The following is a 17,065-nucleotide window of genomic DNA, read 5'->3' on the forward strand; positions in this document are numbered from 1 at the left end:
TTTTTTATATCAAAAAGCCCACTTTTCGTCCTCAACCACCCATAATGCTCGGCATTCGCCCATTTTTTGTACAGCGCCCCTCCGCACCGCACCAATATGGTTGCCCCTACATAAACTGAATTGACTGTATCCCTAGACCTTGTAAATGAAACAAAAACCCGGGCAAGGAGGGGTGACACTTGAAGGGCAGCGACCATAAAAGTAAATTTTTGCTAACCAACCGCGAACGCGAAGTTTTCGAACTGCTGGTGCAGGACAAAACGACGAAAGATATCGCGCAGCAGCTGTTTATCAGTGAGAAAACAGTGCGTAACCATATTTCCAATGTCATGCAAAAACTCAATGTAAAAGGACGTTCGCAGGCCGTTGTCGAGCTGATTAAGCTTGGGGAGTTGCAGATCTGAGGAATAAACATGGACCGAGCAAAGCCTTCTTTTTACGAGTTCCTAGATATGGGGAGCGTAAGAAGAGGGCTTTTTGGTTCTTACTTATGAAGAAAAAGATCGTTTTGAGCGCTAAGCCAAGATTTGGTATAATTAAAAGAAATTATCCGCGGACGAGAGTAACTGAAAGGAGTGGACCAAGTGAATACATTATCCCCATCCAAGATACCAACACTAACCGATATGGAAAAAAAATCAATTAGTAAGCTTAAGGAACGCATAGCGGTGTTGTTTAAGTTAAAGAGCATGATTTTATTTGGTTCCAAGGCAAGAGGCGATTATGAGGAATGGTCCGATGTTGATCTATTAATTCTAGTCGATGAAGAAAAAAACTGGAGTAACAGAGAAAAGCTTTCAGATATCACGCTAGACATTAATATGGAATTCGATACTCAGCTCACTTGTATACTGGAGAATGCGACTAATTGGGAGATGGAGAGCGTGTGGCTCCCCCTGAAGGATAACATCATTCAGGAGGGGATCGCCATTGAGATATAGCAAAGCTGCTGAAACCATGCTTCGAAAAGCGCAGCAGAAATACAAACTTGCTGAATTATCTTTTGAAAACGGATTATATGATGGCTGTGTAAGTGAATTGTATTATTCTGCTTTTCAGACAGTGACTGCTCTCATCCTTCTCAGGGGTGAGACGGTCAGCAACAAACATACATACGTTAGAGGCTGGGTCAATAAAAATTTAGGTCAAACGGGGCAATTATCACCTCATTTGGTCAAAGTATATAACCGATTAATGGATCATCGAGCGGATGCCGATTACAGTGCGGAGGTTTCTTTTGGACAGGTAGAAGTCTCGGGGCTGATGGCGCAAGTCGAAACATTTAATGAAGCCGTGTTACAAATCATTAACAATGAAAAGGGGAATCAAGAGTAATGGGATCAAAGCCTTCTTTTTACGAGTTCCTCGATTAGGGGAGCGTAAGAAAAGGGCTTTTTGGTCTGTATGGCAGTCGGATGGTACGGAAAGGTCCTCCGGCTACGGTTCGAAAACTAAGTCAAGTGTTCATTCTTGGACCACGAACCTCTCATTGACCTTCCCCACCAGATCCGCTAAGATAAAAGGAACTGAACAACCGCGCGCAACTGGCGATAAAAGTGGGCAACCACAGGGGAGCGTGCGGCATAACCGCCGGTCGCCTGGGCAAAGTATTTGATTCTTCGGAGTCGAATACTTTTTTTGTTTCAGCAACAATCGCCGGGAGGGATATACGGATGGGAATATGGATGAAGGGCAAAGAAACGGCCGACCAGTTGGCTGGCGAGATTAGCCGTCAGGTTGAGGCTTGGAAGGCACAAGGGATAAGACCGCTCATGGCGACGATGCTCGTCAAAGGGGACCCGGCTTCGGCTTACTACGCCCAGGCGAAACGGAAAGTGGCGGAGCGGCTTGGCATCAGCTTTGAGCTTCGAGAGTTCGAGCCGGAGGTGGAAGCCGAGGTGCTGCTGCAGCAGATCGGCGAGTGGAATACCGATCCGACCGTGCATGGCATCATGGTCGAGCTCCCGCTGCCGCCTCAGGTGGATGCGGCGCGAATTACGGCGGCGATTGATCCGGGCAAGGACGTCGACGGTGTAACACCGGCGAATAAGCTGGCGGTGCAGACAGGCGCCGTCGGCTTGTACCCGGCCACGCCGCAAGCGTGCATCCGATTGCTGAAGCAATATGGCTACCAGCTGGCGGGCAAGCACGCGGTCGTCATAGGCCGCGGCGAAACGGTAGGCAAGCCGCTAGTCCAGCTGCTGCTGCGGGAAAATGCCACCGTAACGGTATGCCACTCCCGTACGACCGATTTGGCGCGCCACATCCGGCAGGCCGATGTGGTGTTCACAGCTGCGGGCTCGCGGGGACTGGTCAAACCGGACATGGTGCACCCCAAGCTGATTATCATCGACGCGGGGATTAACGAGACTGAAGAGGGGCGCATCGCTGGAGATACGCTGCCGGAGACCATTGACTACGTGGAAGCGATGTCGCCGGTTCCCGGCGGGGTGGGAACCGTCACGACCATGATGCTGTTCCATAATCTCATGGAGGGTATGAGCCGCCGGCTGGAGCCGAAGCCATCCATCCAACGACCCTATGAGCAAAGCGTAGGTGCCTTCCTAAAAGCGGCCGCTTCCTCCGAGCCCACGCCAGGCGGCGGCGGGGTGGCTGCAATCGCCTGCGCGCTGGGGGCATCCATGGGCGCCATGACCGCGAAGCTAACGACCGGGCCCAAGTTCGCCGCCGACACGGAGCAAGCGATGAACGAGTCGGCGCAGCGTCTCGATGGTATCATCAGGGATTGCGAGCGGATTGCAGCAGACGATGCACGCTCATTTCAAGCGTTCATGGAGGCGCTGAAGCTGCCCAAGGCCACCGAAGAGGATAAAGCCAAGCGCAAGCAGGCGCTGGAGCATGCCGCGATTCAAGCCACGAACACGCCAATGGAGCTCATTCGTCTGTGCAGCGTAGCGGTGGAAGTCATGGGGCGCATGGCGGAAGCCGCGAACCGGAACGTCATTTCCGATCTTGGCATTGGCGTGCTGCTGGCGGAAGCGGCTGCGCAATCGGGAGGGCTGACGGTGCGGATCAATCTGCCTTCCATTCAAGATGACGAGAAACGGCAAGTCTTCATCCGCGCTGCTGAAACGATGCTGAACAACCTCCAAACGCAGAAAGAAAACACACTCGCGATCGTCCATCGCAGACTTTAGGAAGGAAGGGGAGGAGAGCTATGCTGCATATTCGACGAGCCGAACCGGCAGATGCGGACCGCATTCTAGCCGGGCTTCAGGAGGCGGCGCGCTGGCTGCAAGGGAAGGGCATCGATCAATGGAGGCCGGAGCGTTTTGAACGGAAAGAGGTTTGTTCTAAGATAGAGCAAGGCGTACAATACATCACCTACCTGAAAAAGGAAGGGACATGGGCGGGCAGCTTCAGTGTTCATCCTCCCGATGACTTGGACCGGCTGCTGTGGCCCGATGCGGGAATGCAGTCAGCCCTCTACCTTCACCGCTTCACGGTCAATCGCAGCCTGCTCGGGCAGGGCATCGGCAAGCAGATCGTGGCATGGGCTCTGGCGCATACTGCAGCTAGCGGGATTCCCAAACTCCGTCTTGATTGCATGGGGGATAACCCGGGCCTCAACGCGTATTACACGCGGCTTGGATTTATTTTTCAAGGGAGAAAGGAAGCCAAGGGCTGGACGGCCAATTTATATGAGATAGAAACGGTAAATTCTTGTACATAAAGGTGGTGCGTTGCGATGAAGCAAGCCGAACATCTGCGGGTGGAAGCGTTCGAGCAGCCGCTCGGGGGCGATTTGATGCTGCGCGGCAAGGTGGCAATTTACTCGCATGGAGAAGAGGCGGTGGCGAACCCGAAGCCGGTGGTTATTTTGGTGCACGGGTTCAAAAGCTTCCAGGATTGGGGCTTCAATCCCTACGTCGCAGAAGAGCTGGCCCGTTCCGGCTATTACGCAGTGCAGCTGCAGCTATCCTGTAACGGGGTGCATAAAACGGATTTTGACGAGCTCGACAAATTCGCCCAGAACACGTACTCCCGGGAGCAGGAGGACCTTGCGGTGCTACTGCGGCTGCTGCTTGAGCGCAAGCTTCCGTTATCCGACTCGGCGGATTCGAGCCGGATTGCTCTCCTAGGCCACAGCCGGGGCGGGGGCAACAGCATCATTTTTGCCGCGGAGCATCCCCAAATCAAAGCCGTCGTCACCTGGAACGGCATTGCAGCGGTCAACCTGTTCGACGCAGCCTTTCGGGAGGAAGCGATGAATAACGGCGTAGCCTACGTGCAGAACGCGCGGACGAAGCAGCAGATGCCGATCGGTCGGACGTTTTTCGAGGATTTGGATCGCAACGTCGAGCGGTTCGATATCGTAGCCAAGCTGGCTGAGCTGAGCGTGCCCGTGCTGTGCATTCAAGGTGATGAGGATACCGAGAGGCTGAGGGCAGGCTTTCAAAAGCTTCATGAGGCCGCGCCGCACCAGACGTTTGTTACGATTCACGGCGGCACGCACACCTTCGGAGCGGTCCACCCGTTCACTTCCACGACCCCGCAGCTGGAGGAAGCTTTACAGGCGACACGGCGTTTCTTGGAGGCGGCGATAGGAACGGAAGGGAGTTCGAGCGATTGAGCGCAGGTCAAGTAAGCCACTTTAACGGACAACAGGTGCTGCCGGCCATTCGAAAAATGAAGGACCTGGAGCACCTGCTTCAAACTAGCTATACCACCTTGGTGCTGCTGGACACCCATATCGCCCAGCTGGCCAGCATTGCGCAGCTCGTCCGTCAGCATCGGAAGCAGCTGCTCGTCCACGTGGATTTGATTCACGGGTTGAAAAATGACGACCACGCCATCGAGTTCTTATGCCAAACGGTGAAGCCGGCGGGCATTATCTCGACGCGGGCGAGCGCCGTAGCGACCGCTAAGAAGCATAAGACGCTGGGGATTCAGCGGCATTTTATTCTAGATTCTACCGCGCTGGAGATGACCTACAAGCAGTCGGAAAAAAACCAGCCCGACTACCTCGAGGTCATGCCGGGCGTCATGCCGCATATCATTGCTGAGATGCGGCAGCGGATCGGCATTCCGATTCTGGCAGGCGGGCTGATTCGAACGCTGGAGGATGTACTGCAAGCGCTGCAAGCAGGGGCCATAGCGGTGACGACCTCCCGCAGAGAGCTATGGGATGCCTTCGCACCCGCTTCGAAGGTGCAGGGCTAAGCCTGCGCCTTGAGCGGAGTCACAGCATAATCGAGCATCGTGTCGAGCGTGCGGCGCTGGGCTTCTCTTTGCTCAGATGACCATCCGAAGCGCTCGGCCATGTACTGGACAACCTGTGCTTTCCACTGATGCGCCCATGCAATATCGAAGTAGGCTGAGCCAGTACGGCGGATGAAGAAATCGACGGGTGTAGCCGCCATTTCTTCTTCGATGGCGTAATCGAGCGCGGCGAACACCTCCACCGGCAGCCCGGAGCGCTCCGCTTCCGCGCGCTTGCTGTCTACGCGGCTAAAAATACGTGCCGCATTCGAGCCGTAGCGGCGAGCAAGCACGGACGACTGTTGACGGCTGAGCCCACGCTTGACGCCTTCCTCGGTTTGTGCGGAGACGAAAGCTTCATAGCCGCGCGAGCCGCCGACGTCGCCGCCGGAGAGCTTGATTTGATCGGTCGTGCAGCCAGGATACTCGCGGCCGGTTTCCTGCTTCAGCTGCGCAGCGACGAGGTCGACGATGCGCTCCGCCATTTTGCGGTAGCCGGTCAGCTTTCCGCCGGCGATTGTCATGAGGCCCGATTTCGCCAGGAAAATTTCATCCTTCCGCGACAGCTCCGACGGAGACTTGCCGTCTTCGTGAATGAGCGGGCGCAGGCCGGCCCAGCTCGATTCTACATCAGCAGCCGTCAGCTTAAGTGTCGGGAACATGAAGTTCGCGGCTTTCAAAATATAATCGCGATCCTCGTTCGTCATCCGCGGATGCACGATATCTCCCTGGTAATTCGTATCGGTTGTTCCGATGTAGGTTTTGCCGTCGCGTGGAATCGCGAACACCATGCGGCCGTCCGGCGTATCGAAGTAGATCGCTTGCTTGAGCGGGAACCGGCTCGCATCCACCACTAAGTGAACACCTTTGGTCAAATGGAGACGTTTGCCCTGCTTGGAGCCGTCCTTTTCGCGGATCGTGTCAGCCCAAGGTCCGGCGGCATTGACGATTTTGCGGGCATAAATCTCATACGACTCGCCGCTCAGCTGGTCTACTGCACGAATGCCAACCAGCTTCCCATCCTTATACAGCAGCTCTTCGGCTTTCGTATAGTTCACGGCGAGTGCGCCTCGGCCAACCGCAGCTTTCATCGTCTCGATGGTCAGACGCGCATCGTCCGTCCGGTACTCGACATAGTACCCGCCGCCCTTCAGATTGTCAGTGCGAAGCAGCGGCTCCCGGCGCAGCGTGTCCTGCTTGGAGAGCATAATGCGGCGCTCGCCGCGCTTAACCCCCGCGAGCAGATCGTACACCAGCAGCCCCACCGAGGTGGCCAGCTTGCCATAGGTGCCGCCCTCGATAATCGGCAGCAGCATCCATTCCGGCGTCGTCACATGCGGCGCATTTTCGTACACGATCGCACGCTCTTTGCCGACCTCCGCTACCAGCTTGAATTCAAGCTGCTTCAAATACCGCAGTCCCCCGTGAATCAGCTTCGTCGAGCGGCTCGACGTCCCGGCGCCGAAATCCTGCATCTCGACCAATCCGACGTTCATGCCCCGCGTACGCGCATCCAGCGCAATCCCTGCTCCAGTAATGCCTCCCCCGATGACCAGCAGATCGAGCGGTTCCGTTGCCATTTGCTCTAACAGCTGCGCTCTCGTTTCACTTGAAAAAGTACCCAATTTCCCCATAAGTCATTTCCCCTTCCTACGGCCTGATAGAAATGCAAAAAAGAAGACGCGAGACAACGCTCCTCAGCACCCATAGGATGCTAAGCAGTGTGTACCCGGTCTTCTCTTGATCTCTGACCTAGTGATTAACTTGTTGGCACCAATATACCATAATTAGGGGGAGCCCTGCAAGGAGCAAATTGCACTACAACAGGGGGCTATTCGGATCACGAAAAATAAGCTAAAATAGGCACCAAAGTGCCTGTCTGACGAAGGGGTTCTTCCGTTAGACAGACTCTAGGAGAGGTGGAACGAACATGAGTGGGCATCAATATATTATGGCCTTGGACCAGGGAACGACCAGCTGCCGCGCGATTTTATTCGATCATGAAGGCGCTGTCATACACGTTGCACAGCAGGAGTTTCAGCAGATCTTTCCGCAATCCGGATGGGTGGAGCATGATGCCGAAGAAATTTGGCGGGTACAGCTTCAGGTGATGAAGCAGGTGGCAGCCCAAGTGCCGCTGGAATCGATCGCCGCAATCGGGATCACCAACCAGCGGGAGACGACGGTGGTATGGGACCGCCTCACAGGCAAGCCGCTGCATAATGCCATCGTATGGCAGTGCCGCCGTACCAGCGAATTATGCAGGACGCTGAAGGAGCAAGGGCTGGAAAGCACGATCCGCGAAAAAACGGGGCTTGTGCTCGATCCGTATTTTTCAGGAACGAAGCTGATGTGGCTGCTGGATACATTTCCTCACATCCGGGAGAAGGCGGAGCGGGGAGAGGCGCTGTTCGGCACGATCGATTCGTGGCTGATCTGGAATTTGACCGAAGGTCGGGTTCATGCGACGGATGCGTCCAACGCCTCGCGGACCCTGCTGCTTAACATTCATACCCTGCAGTGGGATGAAGACATTTTGCAAGCGATGAACATTCCTGCCTCGATGCTGCCGGAGGTGCGTCCTTCGAGCGGTATCTATGGACATACATCTCTGCTCGGTTCGGACGTGCAGGTGCCGATTGCCGGCGTAGCCGGGGATCAACAGGCCGCCTTATTCGGCCAAGGCTGCTTCCAGGAAGGCATGGCTAAGAACACGTATGGGACCGGCTGCTTTATTTTGAAAAACACGGGTGAAAAGCCGGTACTATCGCAAAATGGACTGCTGACGACGGTGGCCTGGCAGATCGGCGATCGCGTGAATTACGCGCTGGAAGGCAGCGTATTTATCGCGGGCGCGGTCATTCAGTGGCTGCGCGACGGGCTCGGTCTGATCGAGGATGCGAAGGAGAGCGAGGAGCTCGCCTGCTCCGTCGAGGATACCGAGGGCGTCTACTTCGTACCGGCGTTCGCCGGGCTGGGGACGCCTTACTGGGAGCCGAATGCCCGCGGCATGATTACGGGGCTGACCCGCGCATCGGGGAAAGCGCACCTCGTGCGGGCCGCGCTGGAAGCGATTGCCTACCAGAGCCGCGACGTGCTTGAGGTGATGCAGCAGGAAGCGGGCATGCGCCTGCACGACCTGCGAGTGGATGGCGGAGCCGTGAGAAACGGGTTCCTCATGCAGTTCCAATCCGACCTGCTGGGCGTGTCCGTGGTACGGCCAAAGGTGACCGAAACGACCGCTTTGGGCGCCGCATTTTTAGCCGGACTTGCGGTCGGCTTCTGGAGCAGTCTGGAAGAGCTGGAGCAGCTCAAAGGCCTGGACCGAACCTTCCAGCCGCAGCAGGATGAGGCTTACCGCGAGAGCAAATACGCCGGCTGGCGTAAGACCTTGCAGTACCAGCTGTAAGATTCAACCCGTTCGTCTTAGGAGGCTGCCTCCGGCTCGGCCGGAGGGCTTCCGCACGGCGATGACCTTTTCAGCACAGGCGTGACCGCGAACCCGATCCGGTTGTTTTTACCCCCACAGCATACTTCTGACTGCCTCCCAAACAACATGGACCGCTTCCCATGGCTTATCGCCTAACGCTTCTCGCATAACACACTTGTTAATCCAACACTGATCTTGTCATACTCCCCGGCTTTAACGATCAATACCATCCCGCACGACCGCCAGATCCGGAGGGATTCCGATCGCACTCCTTCATGAAGTCCTTTTAAAAAAAAACTTCCAATTATATCCATAAATAGTATCCTATTAGCCTAAAAAATACGTGGATTTTCCGCTCGGCGACTGAATGTTTATGGAAAAATAGGTGTATAATGGGATTATATGAACCTATTTATAGCGATGCTTTTTTTAAATAACTGGACCGTGAGGTAAGTCAAGGAGGAATTCAGATGGATAAAATTTCATCGCTCTCGGAGCTGTTGGCGGAGCAAAAAGCGTCTTCGTACATTGAAATTCCCGGAGCCGCATCCCGAACCTTCGGGCAAACGACGCTTTCAACAACGCTGCCGATGAGCAAGCTGTTTGCGATTTATGAGGTCGATTTGGAGGTCCAGCGCGCCATCGTGCCGCAAAATCTGTCCAAGATGATGGACTACATCATGCTGTATTTGGACCATGGGCAGGGCATTTATTTTCCGGGGATCATCTTATCTGCGCGCGGAGCGGGGCAATATGACGACGCGGCGAATGTGTACCGTCTGCAGGCGATCGAAAAGCTGTACGTCGTCGACGGCCAGCACCGGTTGGCGGCGTTCCGCCGGCTGATGGAAACGCTTCAAAGCGCGATGGCCCGTGCCAAAGACCGCCGCGAGTATGACCGGATGGAGGAAATTTCAGCGAAGCTGAGCAAGCTGTACGCGTTCCCGATGTCCACGATGATTTATCTCGATATTAACGCCCGTCAGGAGCGGCAGCTGTTTTCCGACATCAACAAGCTTCCGCGCAAAATCGGAGGCAACCTCGCCGTCCTTCGCGAGCAGCGCCGGTTTTATCATGTGCTGGCCTCTCATCTCGCGGCGAATGCGCCGGTGATGAAGCGTCTGCCGGTCGATATGTTCACGGAGCGGGGCAAAGGGCCGGAGTATCTGTTTTCGTACCACCTGCTGATCGAGATTATGATCGGCCTATTCGAAGGGCGGCTCAAGTCGGCGTCGCGCAATAACGGGTACTATTTTGAGGATAAGAGCATTGAGGAGCATTTGAAGCTGGCTTCGTTTTATTTTGAAAACCTGCTGAAATATTTACCGGAACCGGAAAAAGGCGAGCTCTGCTGGACTGAAAATCTGCAGATCGCGATGGCGATGTTCTTCCATGGCGAAGTGACGAAGACCGGGACGTTCAATAAATATGCGCTGGAATATGTGGCGAAAATTTTACCGCACATCGAGTGGGATTCAATTTATACCGGGGACGAGAAAGACCGTTTGCCTAGACGCTCCCGGATTATGAAGGCGTATCAGTATATCAAGGATTTCTTCGAGGAGCATCACCTGTTCCTGATCCGGGAATCCGAGGACTACGATCCGCTGATGCCGAAATCCAGCACGAAGGAGGATGCCAGCTAATGGACGGTTTGAACCTTCAAATGACGATTCACCCGTTTTGCGAGAAGTTTGGGCTTGCTACGGTGCCGATTCAGGTGCAGGACCTGCTCAACTACACGACGATCGATCCGATGGTGCAGCGCAAGCTTAGCAACGGACAACGCCGGAAAATTGCCAATTATTTGCAGGAGCGCGAGCTCGATCGCGTCTTTTTTGGACCGGTTACGCTCAGCTTGCGGGATGTGAGCAGCTTAGCCAAAGCGGACAACGGACTGTTCCTACGCCCGGGCTCGAAGCTGAGTATTTTGGATGGCCAGCATCGGATTTTGGCGCTGGGCTATGTGAATGAGCAAATTATGAAAGAAGCACGGAGCGTGGAGCGCAAGCTGGCCGCCGCCAAAATCAAGCACCGCAAATCGCCTGACGACGAGGAAATCAAGCAGGAGCTGGAGCAGCTGATAGGGCAAGTGGAGCAGCTGGAGCGTCGCCGACTGGAGCTGATGGAAAGCGAGCTGGGCGTGCAGATTTATATCGGCCTCAGCGAGGAAGAAGAGAAGCAACTGTTTGGCGACATCAACTCCAAGGTGCAGCTGGTGAGCAAGGAGCTGGGCCATTCGTTCGACTCGATCGATCCGCTCAACCTCGTGATCCAGCAAGTAACGGATCATAACGTGTTCTTGAAGGCCGCAGGCGTAGAGCGCCGGGCAAACCTGACCGCGTACAACAAAAATTTCACGTCGTTCAGCTGGCTGTACTCGACGGCCACCATGCTGTTCACCGGAAAAATGCAGCCGTCCTACGAGATGGTGCGCAAAATTAAGCAGGATCCCACCACTTTTGTGGAAATCCTGCACCAGTTCTACAGCACGCTGCTGCCGCTCATGCCGGAGCAGCCGGGGTTGCCGCAGTTCAGCTCCTCGGCCCGCGCCATGCAGGAGAGCATCGCGTTGTACGCGCATCGCCACCTGTTTACCGAAGGCAAGTATACGAAGAACTGGACGTCTTGTCTCAGCATCTTCGAAGGCTTCGACTGGTCGCATGAGAACGAGCAGCTGATCGAACGGTTCGGCGTACTGGACAACGGCAAGCTGAACCTCATCCACGAAAAATCGCTGCGCAAGCACGGGAAGCTGGTCCAATTCTTCCAGGAGCTGCACGGCGACCCGGTGGAAGAAAGCGAAGCAACCGCTTGATTGATTTGGCATGAAAATGCTCCCCCGGCCCTATCGCACATCTTGGCGATAGGGGGCTGAGGGAGCATTTTTGTTTTGGCGCGGTGGTGGGCGGGAATCGGCGAAGTAACGGAGCCTAGTTCCGCTACTTGGGCTGTATCACGCAATAGCGGAACTCTGTTCCGCTAAATGAGGGTTTTGGCGGGTTTGAGGTAATTTAGCGGAACAGTGTACCGTTATATTACTCAATTACAGGCCCAGACGGGCAGAATTAGCTCAATAACGGAACTCAGTTCCGGAATTTGTAGGGTCAGAGGTAATTTAGCGGAATACAGTTCCGTTATGCGGGTAAAGTCAGGTGTTATAGGTGTTTGTTCAGCGGTGGCGACTCTTGCACGGCGTTCATTAGCTGCTCCAGATCGACACCCCTGCCCGAGTCTATACCTTCATGCTGTGTGACCATCCTGATTGAATGGGATAGTACCTTTTCCAATTCTGGTCGTTCCCCTCTGCCACCTACAATTCCGTCAGCTTATCCACCACCATCAGCGCGGCCCCGGTCACAAGCGCTTCCTCACCGAGGGAGCCGAGACTGAATACCACCTGATACTTCGGATAATAGTACGTCCGCTGGATCGCGACACGGGTAGCGATATGAAAAAACCCCGGGTGGCTTCCGATTAAAGCACCCCCCAAGATAACCTTTTCCGGATGCAAAATGTTGAGCAGATTGGACAGCCCGATGCCGAAATACGTCGCGGCCTGGGTGAACAACTCGACCGTCAGCGGGTCATGCTCCTGAATCGCCTGCTGCAGGTGAGCAAACTGGATTTTATCCGGATCGCGCTCTATACGCAGAAGCAAGCTGTCGCGGCCCTGCTTGAGCCGGGACTGGGCCTGCAGCTCGATGGCGTGGATGGAGGCGTAGGACTCGAGCGCGCCGAAATTTCCTTGACCCCACAGCCGTGCACCGTCCGTCTGGATGATCATTTGGCCGATGGAGCCCTCCATATCGACGGCGCCGTAGACGAGCTTTCCGCCAGTCATCATCGCGGAGCGAATACCGACCCCGGCATGAACATATAGCAAGTGACGGTAGTCCCGGTCCCGGTCCATCCACGACTCGCCAAGGAGCGCGGTATTCGCCCCGTTGTCCAGCAGCACGGGTAACCCCAGACGGGCCTCCAGCAGCGCTTTGATGTTCAAGTTGCTCCAGCCTGCCGTTGGAAAGTAGAGCGGATCCAGCAAAATGCCGGCTTCGCGATCCAGCGGGCCAACCGCTCCGATTCCCATGCCGAGCACCTGATCCGCCTGAAGCCGGCGAGCGGTGAGCATGCCTTGGGCCGAAGTGATGATCTGATCCAGCAATACTTGCGGGGTCAAGCTTTCCGTCATCAGCCATTGCTTGGCATCCAGCTTATTCAACTGCAGATCAAACAAGCAGAGCCGAGTATGAATTCGGGAAATATCCAAACCGAACACATAGCCATACTCGGAATTAGGCTTATACAAAATCGGCCGCCTGCCGCCAGTCGACTCTCCAAAGCCAGCTTCGAGAATGAGGCCTTGAGCGGTCAGCTCCTCCAGCGTCCGGGTGAGGGTACTGCCGGTCAGCCCGCTGCGCTCGAGCAGATCGATTTTGGACACGGTGCCCGCCTTGCGGATTTGATCAAAAATTTCTTTATGCTTGCGGCTCGGCAGCCGCTGTTCTAAAGGGATGCGCTCCATCCAGTAGGTTCCTCCTACTCCTATATTGGGAACGAGTGCTAAAGAATAGTTCATCTTTGAATTATACTATACGGCAGACCTGATCACCATAGCCAACAAAAACGTGCTCTCCCTAGACGGAATCTGTTAGAATAAGGCTAGCGAAGTTGACAACTGTGATGTAGCCGTTGCAACAAGGAAGGGACGATGGTTCAGCCATGACGGAATGGTATAAAAAAAGCTTCGGAAACGACTACCTGCTTGTATATAAGCATCGGGATTTACAAGGCGCTTACGACGAGGTACGGCGCATGATGGAATGGCTGGAGCTGCCGGAGGGGGCGGAGGTGCTCGATTTATGCTGCGGGATGGGACGGCATTCGATGGCGCTGACCAGCTTTGGGTTTACGGTGACCGGCGTGGATCTCTCGGAGGTGCTGCTAGCAGAGGCGCGCAAGCTCGATGCGCAGGAGGAAGTGACCTGGATTCAAGGGGATATGCGCGAGGTTCCGCTGCAGTATTCTTTTGACGCGGTAGTGAATTTGTTCACCTCCTTCGGTTACTTCGATGTGGAATCGGATAACGAGCGCGTGCTTCGTGAGATGCATCGGCTGCTTAAGCCGGGAGGACGGTTCATTGTCGACTTTTTGAATCCGGACTATGTGAAAGCGCGCTTAGTGCCGCAGTCGGAACGGGTAGAGGGCCCGCTTCGTATTGAAGAGCGCAGACGCATAGAGGACGGTTTTGTGCGTAAAACGATCCTGATCCAAGAAGAAGGCTCGGCATCGGAGCCAAGGCAGTACGAGGAGCAGGTGAAGCTGCTCAGCCAGGAAACGTTCCTCGGCATGCTGGATCGTGCGGGCCTTAGCGTGGATGCGGTGTACGGTGGCTATGATGCCTCGGCGTACGATCCGGCTTCCTCGCTGCGCATGATCTTCGTTGGACGAAGGGGGGCGTAAGCGATGTCGGGTCAAACGTCCGCTCCATCCGTCGTAACCAGACACGGCGACGTGCTGCAAGTGAAGGTCCCGCTGCCGTTTCCGCTGCGCTGGGTCAACAGCTACTTGATCCGCGGCCGCAGCGGCTGGACGCTGATCGATCCGGGGCTTCGTACGGCAAACGCCGAAGCCCAATGGGATGCGACGCTCGCAGAGCTCGGCATCGACATCCAAACCATCGAGCGCATTGTGCTCACCCACCACCATCCCGATCATTACGGGCTGGCGGGGTGGTTTCAGCAGCGCTCGGGCGCGCCCGTCCTCCTATCCCGGACGGGCCTGGAGCAGGCTCGCCTCCTGTGGGGCGACGGGCAGCCGCTGACGGAACAGCTGCTCGAGCTGTTCCGTCAGCATGGACTGCCCCAGGAGCTGCGGGAGCCGATGCGGGAGCACATGGGCGGCTTCGTGCCGTCCGTGTCGCCGCAGCCGGAGGTGACCGTCCTGGAGGCGGGGGAGACGATTCGTCTCGGCGACGACGAATATGTATCCATTCTGACGCCGGGGCACGCGGCAGGTCATTTGTGCTTTTACCGGGCGGAGACAGAGGTGCTGTTTTGCGGCGATCACGTGCTGCCGCAAATTTCACCGAACGTCAGCTATTTGCCCGGCGGCATCGATGAGAACCCGCTGGCCAGCTACCTCGGCAGCCTGAAGGAGATCAGCCGCCTGAAGGTCAGCATGGCGTTCCCGGGCCACCGCGAGCCGTTCACGCAGCTGGCGGAGCGCGCGCAGGAATTGATCCGCCACCACGAGGAGCGGCTGGAAGGCATGCGCTCGCTGGTAGCCGGCCCGATGACGGCGTACGAGGTTTGCCGAGCCACCTTTGGCGATCGTTTAAGTCTTCACCAGCTTCGCTTCGCCTTATCGGAAACGATTGCGCATCTGTTTTGGCTGCGGGAAGAGGGCAGGCTTGTAGAAACGAACCAAGCGGAGCAGATCGTTTATAAACAAAGCTGATCATCATTCAATACAAAGGCATGCAACCTCAGTAGAGGGGGCGTGCCTTTTTTGTCTATCTAGCTGCATATCCCATCTGCTAATAGGAAATATTAGTAATAATGGGTGAAAAATGAATTTCCTTTGGGAGGTGTGTTTATGCGAGGAATCGGACGGATGAAGCCGGCACTGAAGCTGGTGCTGCTGCTTTGTCTTAGTGCAGGTGTGGGCATTGGCTGTGCGAAGGCTAATAATGGCCCTTTAAAAGCACTCACAGAACCAAGTGCTCCGGTAACGGTGGCCGGCATCGATGCCTCGGGAGGAGGCCTCAAGGTATCCGTGCTGGAGCTGCTGCCCGATGCAGGAGACAACAAGCTGCAGGCAGCCGCTGTGCCGGAGATGCGGGCACAAACGTTCGTTTCCTTCCATGACGCCTCCTGGCAATGGGAACGCAAAGCCCCGCCCGGGCTGCTTCTGATCGGAGAAGAATGGGTGCGTGCACACGGCTTTACTGCGTCTTGGGCGAAGCAGGTGCAGAAGCTGGGCTTGGTACATGGACGCAAACCGTTGGTCGCCATCGCATCCGGCACAGCCGAAAATTTCATGCGAAACGCCGAGCGGACCAGGGGCGGAATGCAGGCGCTGGCGCAGGCTCAGTGGACGCAGGATCCGCTGCAATCGAGGAGCTATGGACAAGATGACGACTTGGTGCTGCCGTTCTTGACGGACTCTAACGAGGCAGGAGCTTCGAAGTCTATCAAAACAGCAGCGGATGAACCCGTCCAAGCCGTTCAAGCGGCGCTGATCAAGCAGGGGCGGCTCATCGGCGTGCTGGCACCACAGCAAAGCGCAATGCTCGCTTGCCTCCAAGGTGATGGGCATCTCCCTCAGTTGGATTGGCAGGAAGCTGAGGACGGAAGCTCGCTCAGCTTGCAGCATTATAAGCTGACCGACGTGTCCTGCAAGTCCACGGTGAGCAGCAACGGGGATTTGCAGCATGCAAAACTACACGTGACGCTGAACGTTCACGGCCAGCCCGCGAGCACTGGTAAGGCATCGGGACTAGGCGAGCAAGCGCTCAACCGGGCCCTCTCCGGTGTTGTCCGCCAGCTTCAGGAGCAAGAGGTCGACCCGCTGCACTTGGGGGACTCGCTGCGCAAGCAGTATGCCGGCATCTGGTCGCCGGACCGCTGGCGAACCGCCTATGCCAAGGCAGATATTTTGCTCGAGGTGCAGGTTAATTAATTCGGAGGTGCTCTTTTATGAAAATCATACCAACAACTAAGAACTGGAAACGAGTCATGATATGGTCGGCGGTATTGCTGGCCTCGATCGCTATAACGACCGGCTGCAAGAAGCAGACGGCCAGCCCGCCTCAAACGGCGGGAACAACGCCCGCGCCTTCACCGTCGCCAGGACAAGCGGCGGGGCAAACGCCAACCGGCCAGCAGCCTCAGACGCCTGCCGGAGGACAGACGGCAGCAACGCCGACGCCTCAGCCGGCAGCGGTCAAGCTCGTCCCAATTACCTTTGATGCCGCGCAGAAAGCCGGAATGACAGCAACCGCTAAGAACATCAAGCTCGCAACGGTCTATATCCCGCAAAGCGTCGCCGAAGAAGACAAGCTGGACCAGTTGCAAAGTGCTGGCAAGCAAATGACGATCAAGCTGCTCAAAATGTCGATCATCGAATCCGCCGAAGACATGATGCCGGCTGGCGCAGGCGCACAGGATGTGAAGCTGAGCTCGGGCACGGGCAAGGCGGTGAACATCGGCGGACAAAATACGATTTATTTGAAGCAGGGCAGCACCTTTATCGCCTTGACCTCACAAAATATTGCTATAAACGACCTGGCCAAGATTGCGGATACCCTGACTCCGCTGAAGTAGAAGGCTAGTGCTTATGAAGCAAAACAAGGAGCATATCCGACGGATGCCAAGCACCCCGTGGATACACTCCTTGTTTTCTTTTTGC

15 protein-coding genes, 2 pseudogenes and 1 riboswitch are annotated in these 17,065 nt (G+C 55.8%); of the genes and pseudogenes, 15 read left to right on the forward strand and 2 right to left on the reverse strand.

Going from position 1 to position 17,065, the window contains the following annotated elements; all coding sequences use genetic code 11:
* The first annotated feature begins 179 nt into the window (after positions 1 to 179).
* The 8 genes and pseudogenes from FPZ49_RS00730 (at position 180) to FPZ49_RS00760 (ending at position 5,184) form a co-directional block, all read left to right on the forward strand.
* Positions 180 to 404, forward strand: a complete 225-nt coding sequence (locus FPZ49_RS00730; protein ID WP_010493958.1) for a helix-turn-helix domain-containing protein — start codon at positions 180 to 182, stop codon at positions 402 to 404.
* A gap of 180 nt (positions 405 to 584) precedes the next feature.
* Entirely contained in the window at positions 585 to 941 is a 357-nt protein-coding gene (locus FPZ49_RS00735; protein ID WP_144842434.1) for a nucleotidyltransferase domain-containing protein, read from the forward strand.
* A complete protein-coding gene (locus FPZ49_RS00740) occupies positions 931 to 1,335 on the forward strand; it encodes a HEPN domain-containing protein (RefSeq protein WP_144842435.1) in 405 nt (134 codons plus the stop codon). The genes FPZ49_RS00735 and FPZ49_RS00740 overlap by 11 nt, the downstream gene beginning before the upstream one ends.
* Positions 1,336 to 1,530: 195 nt before the next feature.
* Positions 1,531 to 1,611, forward strand: a riboswitch (ZMP/ZTP riboswitch).
* A 62-nt stretch (positions 1,612 to 1,673) separates the two neighbouring features.
* Positions 1,674 to 2,501: pseudogene (locus FPZ49_RS37375) on the forward strand (bifunctional 5,10-methylenetetrahydrofolate dehydrogenase/5,10-methenyltetrahydrofolate cyclohydrolase); the annotation flags it as partial.
* A 63-nt stretch (positions 2,502 to 2,564) separates the two neighbouring features.
* Positions 2,565 to 3,158, forward strand: a pseudogene (locus tag FPZ49_RS37380) (cyclodeaminase/cyclohydrolase family protein); the annotation flags it as partial.
* Positions 3,159 to 3,178: 20 nt separating this feature from the next.
* Positions 3,179 to 3,694 (forward strand): GNAT family N-acetyltransferase, encoded by a 516-nt coding sequence (locus tag FPZ49_RS00750; protein WP_144842436.1) that lies wholly within the window; start codon positions 3,179 to 3,181, stop codon positions 3,692 to 3,694.
* A 15-nt stretch (positions 3,695 to 3,709) separates the two neighbouring features.
* The gene (locus tag FPZ49_RS00755) at positions 3,710 to 4,594 is read left to right on the forward strand and encodes an alpha/beta hydrolase family protein (RefSeq protein ID WP_144842437.1); all 885 of its coding nucleotides are present in this window, start codon (positions 3,710 to 3,712) and stop codon (positions 4,592 to 4,594) included.
* A complete protein-coding gene (locus FPZ49_RS00760) occupies positions 4,591 to 5,184 on the forward strand; it encodes a glycerol-3-phosphate responsive antiterminator (RefSeq protein ID WP_261381182.1) in 594 nt (197 codons plus the stop codon). Before FPZ49_RS00755 ends, FPZ49_RS00760 begins: the two co-directional genes overlap by 4 nt.
* Here FPZ49_RS00760 and FPZ49_RS00765 read toward each other — a convergent pair.
* Complete coding sequence (locus FPZ49_RS00765) at positions 5,181 to 6,857, reverse strand: glycerol-3-phosphate dehydrogenase/oxidase (RefSeq protein WP_144842438.1); 1,677 nt, start codon at positions 6,855 to 6,857, stop codon at positions 5,181 to 5,183. The genes FPZ49_RS00760 and FPZ49_RS00765 overlap by 4 nt on opposite strands.
* Positions 6,858 to 7,153: 296 nt before the next feature.
* On the opposite strand from FPZ49_RS00765, the gene glpK reads away from it, so the two are divergent.
* The 3 genes from glpK (at position 7,154) to FPZ49_RS00780 (ending at position 11,471) form a co-directional block, all read left to right on the forward strand.
* The gene (gene glpK / locus FPZ49_RS00770) at positions 7,154 to 8,632 is read left to right on the forward strand and encodes a glycerol kinase GlpK (RefSeq protein WP_144842439.1); all 1,479 of its coding nucleotides are present in this window, start codon (positions 7,154 to 7,156) and stop codon (positions 8,630 to 8,632) included.
* Positions 8,633 to 9,123: 491 nt separating this feature from the next.
* Positions 9,124 to 10,299, forward strand: a complete 1,176-nt coding sequence (locus FPZ49_RS00775) for a DNA sulfur modification protein DndB (protein ID WP_144842440.1) — start codon at positions 9,124 to 9,126, stop codon at positions 10,297 to 10,299.
* Positions 10,299 to 11,471, forward strand: coding sequence for a DNA sulfur modification protein DndB (locus FPZ49_RS00780; protein ID WP_144842441.1), 1,173 nt, complete (start codon positions 10,299 to 10,301; stop codon positions 11,469 to 11,471). Before FPZ49_RS00775 ends, FPZ49_RS00780 begins: the two co-directional genes overlap by 1 nt.
* Before the next feature lie 495 nt (positions 11,472 to 11,966).
* Here FPZ49_RS00780 and FPZ49_RS00785 read toward each other — a convergent pair whose 3' ends face one another.
* Positions 11,967 to 13,178 (reverse strand): ROK family transcriptional regulator, encoded by a 1,212-nt coding sequence (locus FPZ49_RS00785; protein WP_144842442.1) that lies wholly within the window; start codon positions 13,176 to 13,178, stop codon positions 11,967 to 11,969.
* Positions 13,179 to 13,375: 197 nt separating this feature from the next.
* On the opposite strand from FPZ49_RS00785, the gene FPZ49_RS00790 reads away from it, so the two are divergent.
* The 4 genes from FPZ49_RS00790 to FPZ49_RS00805 all read left to right on the forward strand — a co-directional run bounded on the left by FPZ49_RS00790 (position 13,376) and on the right by FPZ49_RS00805 (position 16,980).
* The gene (locus FPZ49_RS00790; RefSeq protein ID WP_144842443.1) at positions 13,376 to 14,116 is read left to right on the forward strand and encodes a class I SAM-dependent methyltransferase; all 741 of its coding nucleotides are present in this window, start codon (positions 13,376 to 13,378) and stop codon (positions 14,114 to 14,116) included.
* A gap of 3 nt (positions 14,117 to 14,119) precedes the next feature.
* A complete protein-coding gene (locus FPZ49_RS00795; RefSeq protein WP_144842444.1) occupies positions 14,120 to 15,112 on the forward strand; it encodes an MBL fold metallo-hydrolase in 993 nt (330 codons plus the stop codon).
* Between the two features lie 138 nt (positions 15,113 to 15,250).
* On the forward strand, positions 15,251 to 16,336 hold the full coding sequence (locus FPZ49_RS00800) for a Ger(x)C family spore germination C-terminal domain-containing protein (protein WP_144842445.1): 1,086 nt from the start codon (positions 15,251 to 15,253) through the stop codon (positions 16,334 to 16,336).
* Positions 16,337 to 16,353: 17 nt separating this feature from the next.
* Positions 16,354 to 16,980 carry a hypothetical protein gene (locus FPZ49_RS00805; protein WP_144842446.1) on the forward strand — a complete coding sequence of 209 codons (627 nt, stop codon included), beginning with the start codon at positions 16,354 to 16,356 and terminating at the stop codon, positions 16,978 to 16,980.
* Positions 16,981 to 17,065 lie beyond the last annotated feature (85 nt).

Origin of the sequence: Paenibacillus cremeus (genome assembly GCF_007786445.1) — a bacterium.
GTDB classification, from domain to species: Bacteria; Bacillota; Bacilli; order Paenibacillales; family NBRC-103111; genus Paenibacillus_G; species Paenibacillus_G cremeus.

Coding starts and splice junctions, on each gene's coding strand:
- FPZ49_RS00775 (WP_144842440.1), top strand. CDS start 9,124: ATGGATAAAATTTCATCGCTCTCGGAGCTGTTGGCGGAGCAAAAAGCG.
- FPZ49_RS00795 (WP_144842444.1), top strand. CDS start 14,120: ATGTCGGGTCAAACGTCCGCTCCATCCGTCGTAACCAGACACGGCGAC.
- FPZ49_RS00765 (WP_144842438.1), bottom strand. CDS start 6,857: ATGGGGAAATTGGGTACTTTTTCAAGTGAAACGAGAGCGCAGCTGTTA.
- FPZ49_RS00805 (WP_144842446.1), top strand. CDS start 16,354: ATGAAAATCATACCAACAACTAAGAACTGGAAACGAGTCATGATATGG.
- FPZ49_RS00785 (WP_144842442.1), bottom strand. CDS start 13,178: ATGGAGCGCATCCCTTTAGAACAGCGGCTGCCGAGCCGCAAGCATAAA.
- FPZ49_RS00800 (WP_144842445.1), top strand. CDS start 15,251: ATGCGAGGAATCGGACGGATGAAGCCGGCACTGAAGCTGGTGCTGCTG.
- FPZ49_RS00780 (WP_144842441.1), top strand. CDS start 10,299: ATGGACGGTTTGAACCTTCAAATGACGATTCACCCGTTTTGCGAGAAG.
- FPZ49_RS00755 (WP_144842437.1), top strand. CDS start 3,710: ATGAAGCAAGCCGAACATCTGCGGGTGGAAGCGTTCGAGCAGCCGCTC.
- FPZ49_RS00750 (WP_144842436.1), top strand. CDS start 3,179: ATGCTGCATATTCGACGAGCCGAACCGGCAGATGCGGACCGCATTCTA.
- glpK (WP_144842439.1), top strand. CDS start 7,154: ATGAGTGGGCATCAATATATTATGGCCTTGGACCAGGGAACGACCAGC.
- FPZ49_RS00790 (WP_144842443.1), top strand. CDS start 13,376: ATGACGGAATGGTATAAAAAAAGCTTCGGAAACGACTACCTGCTTGTA.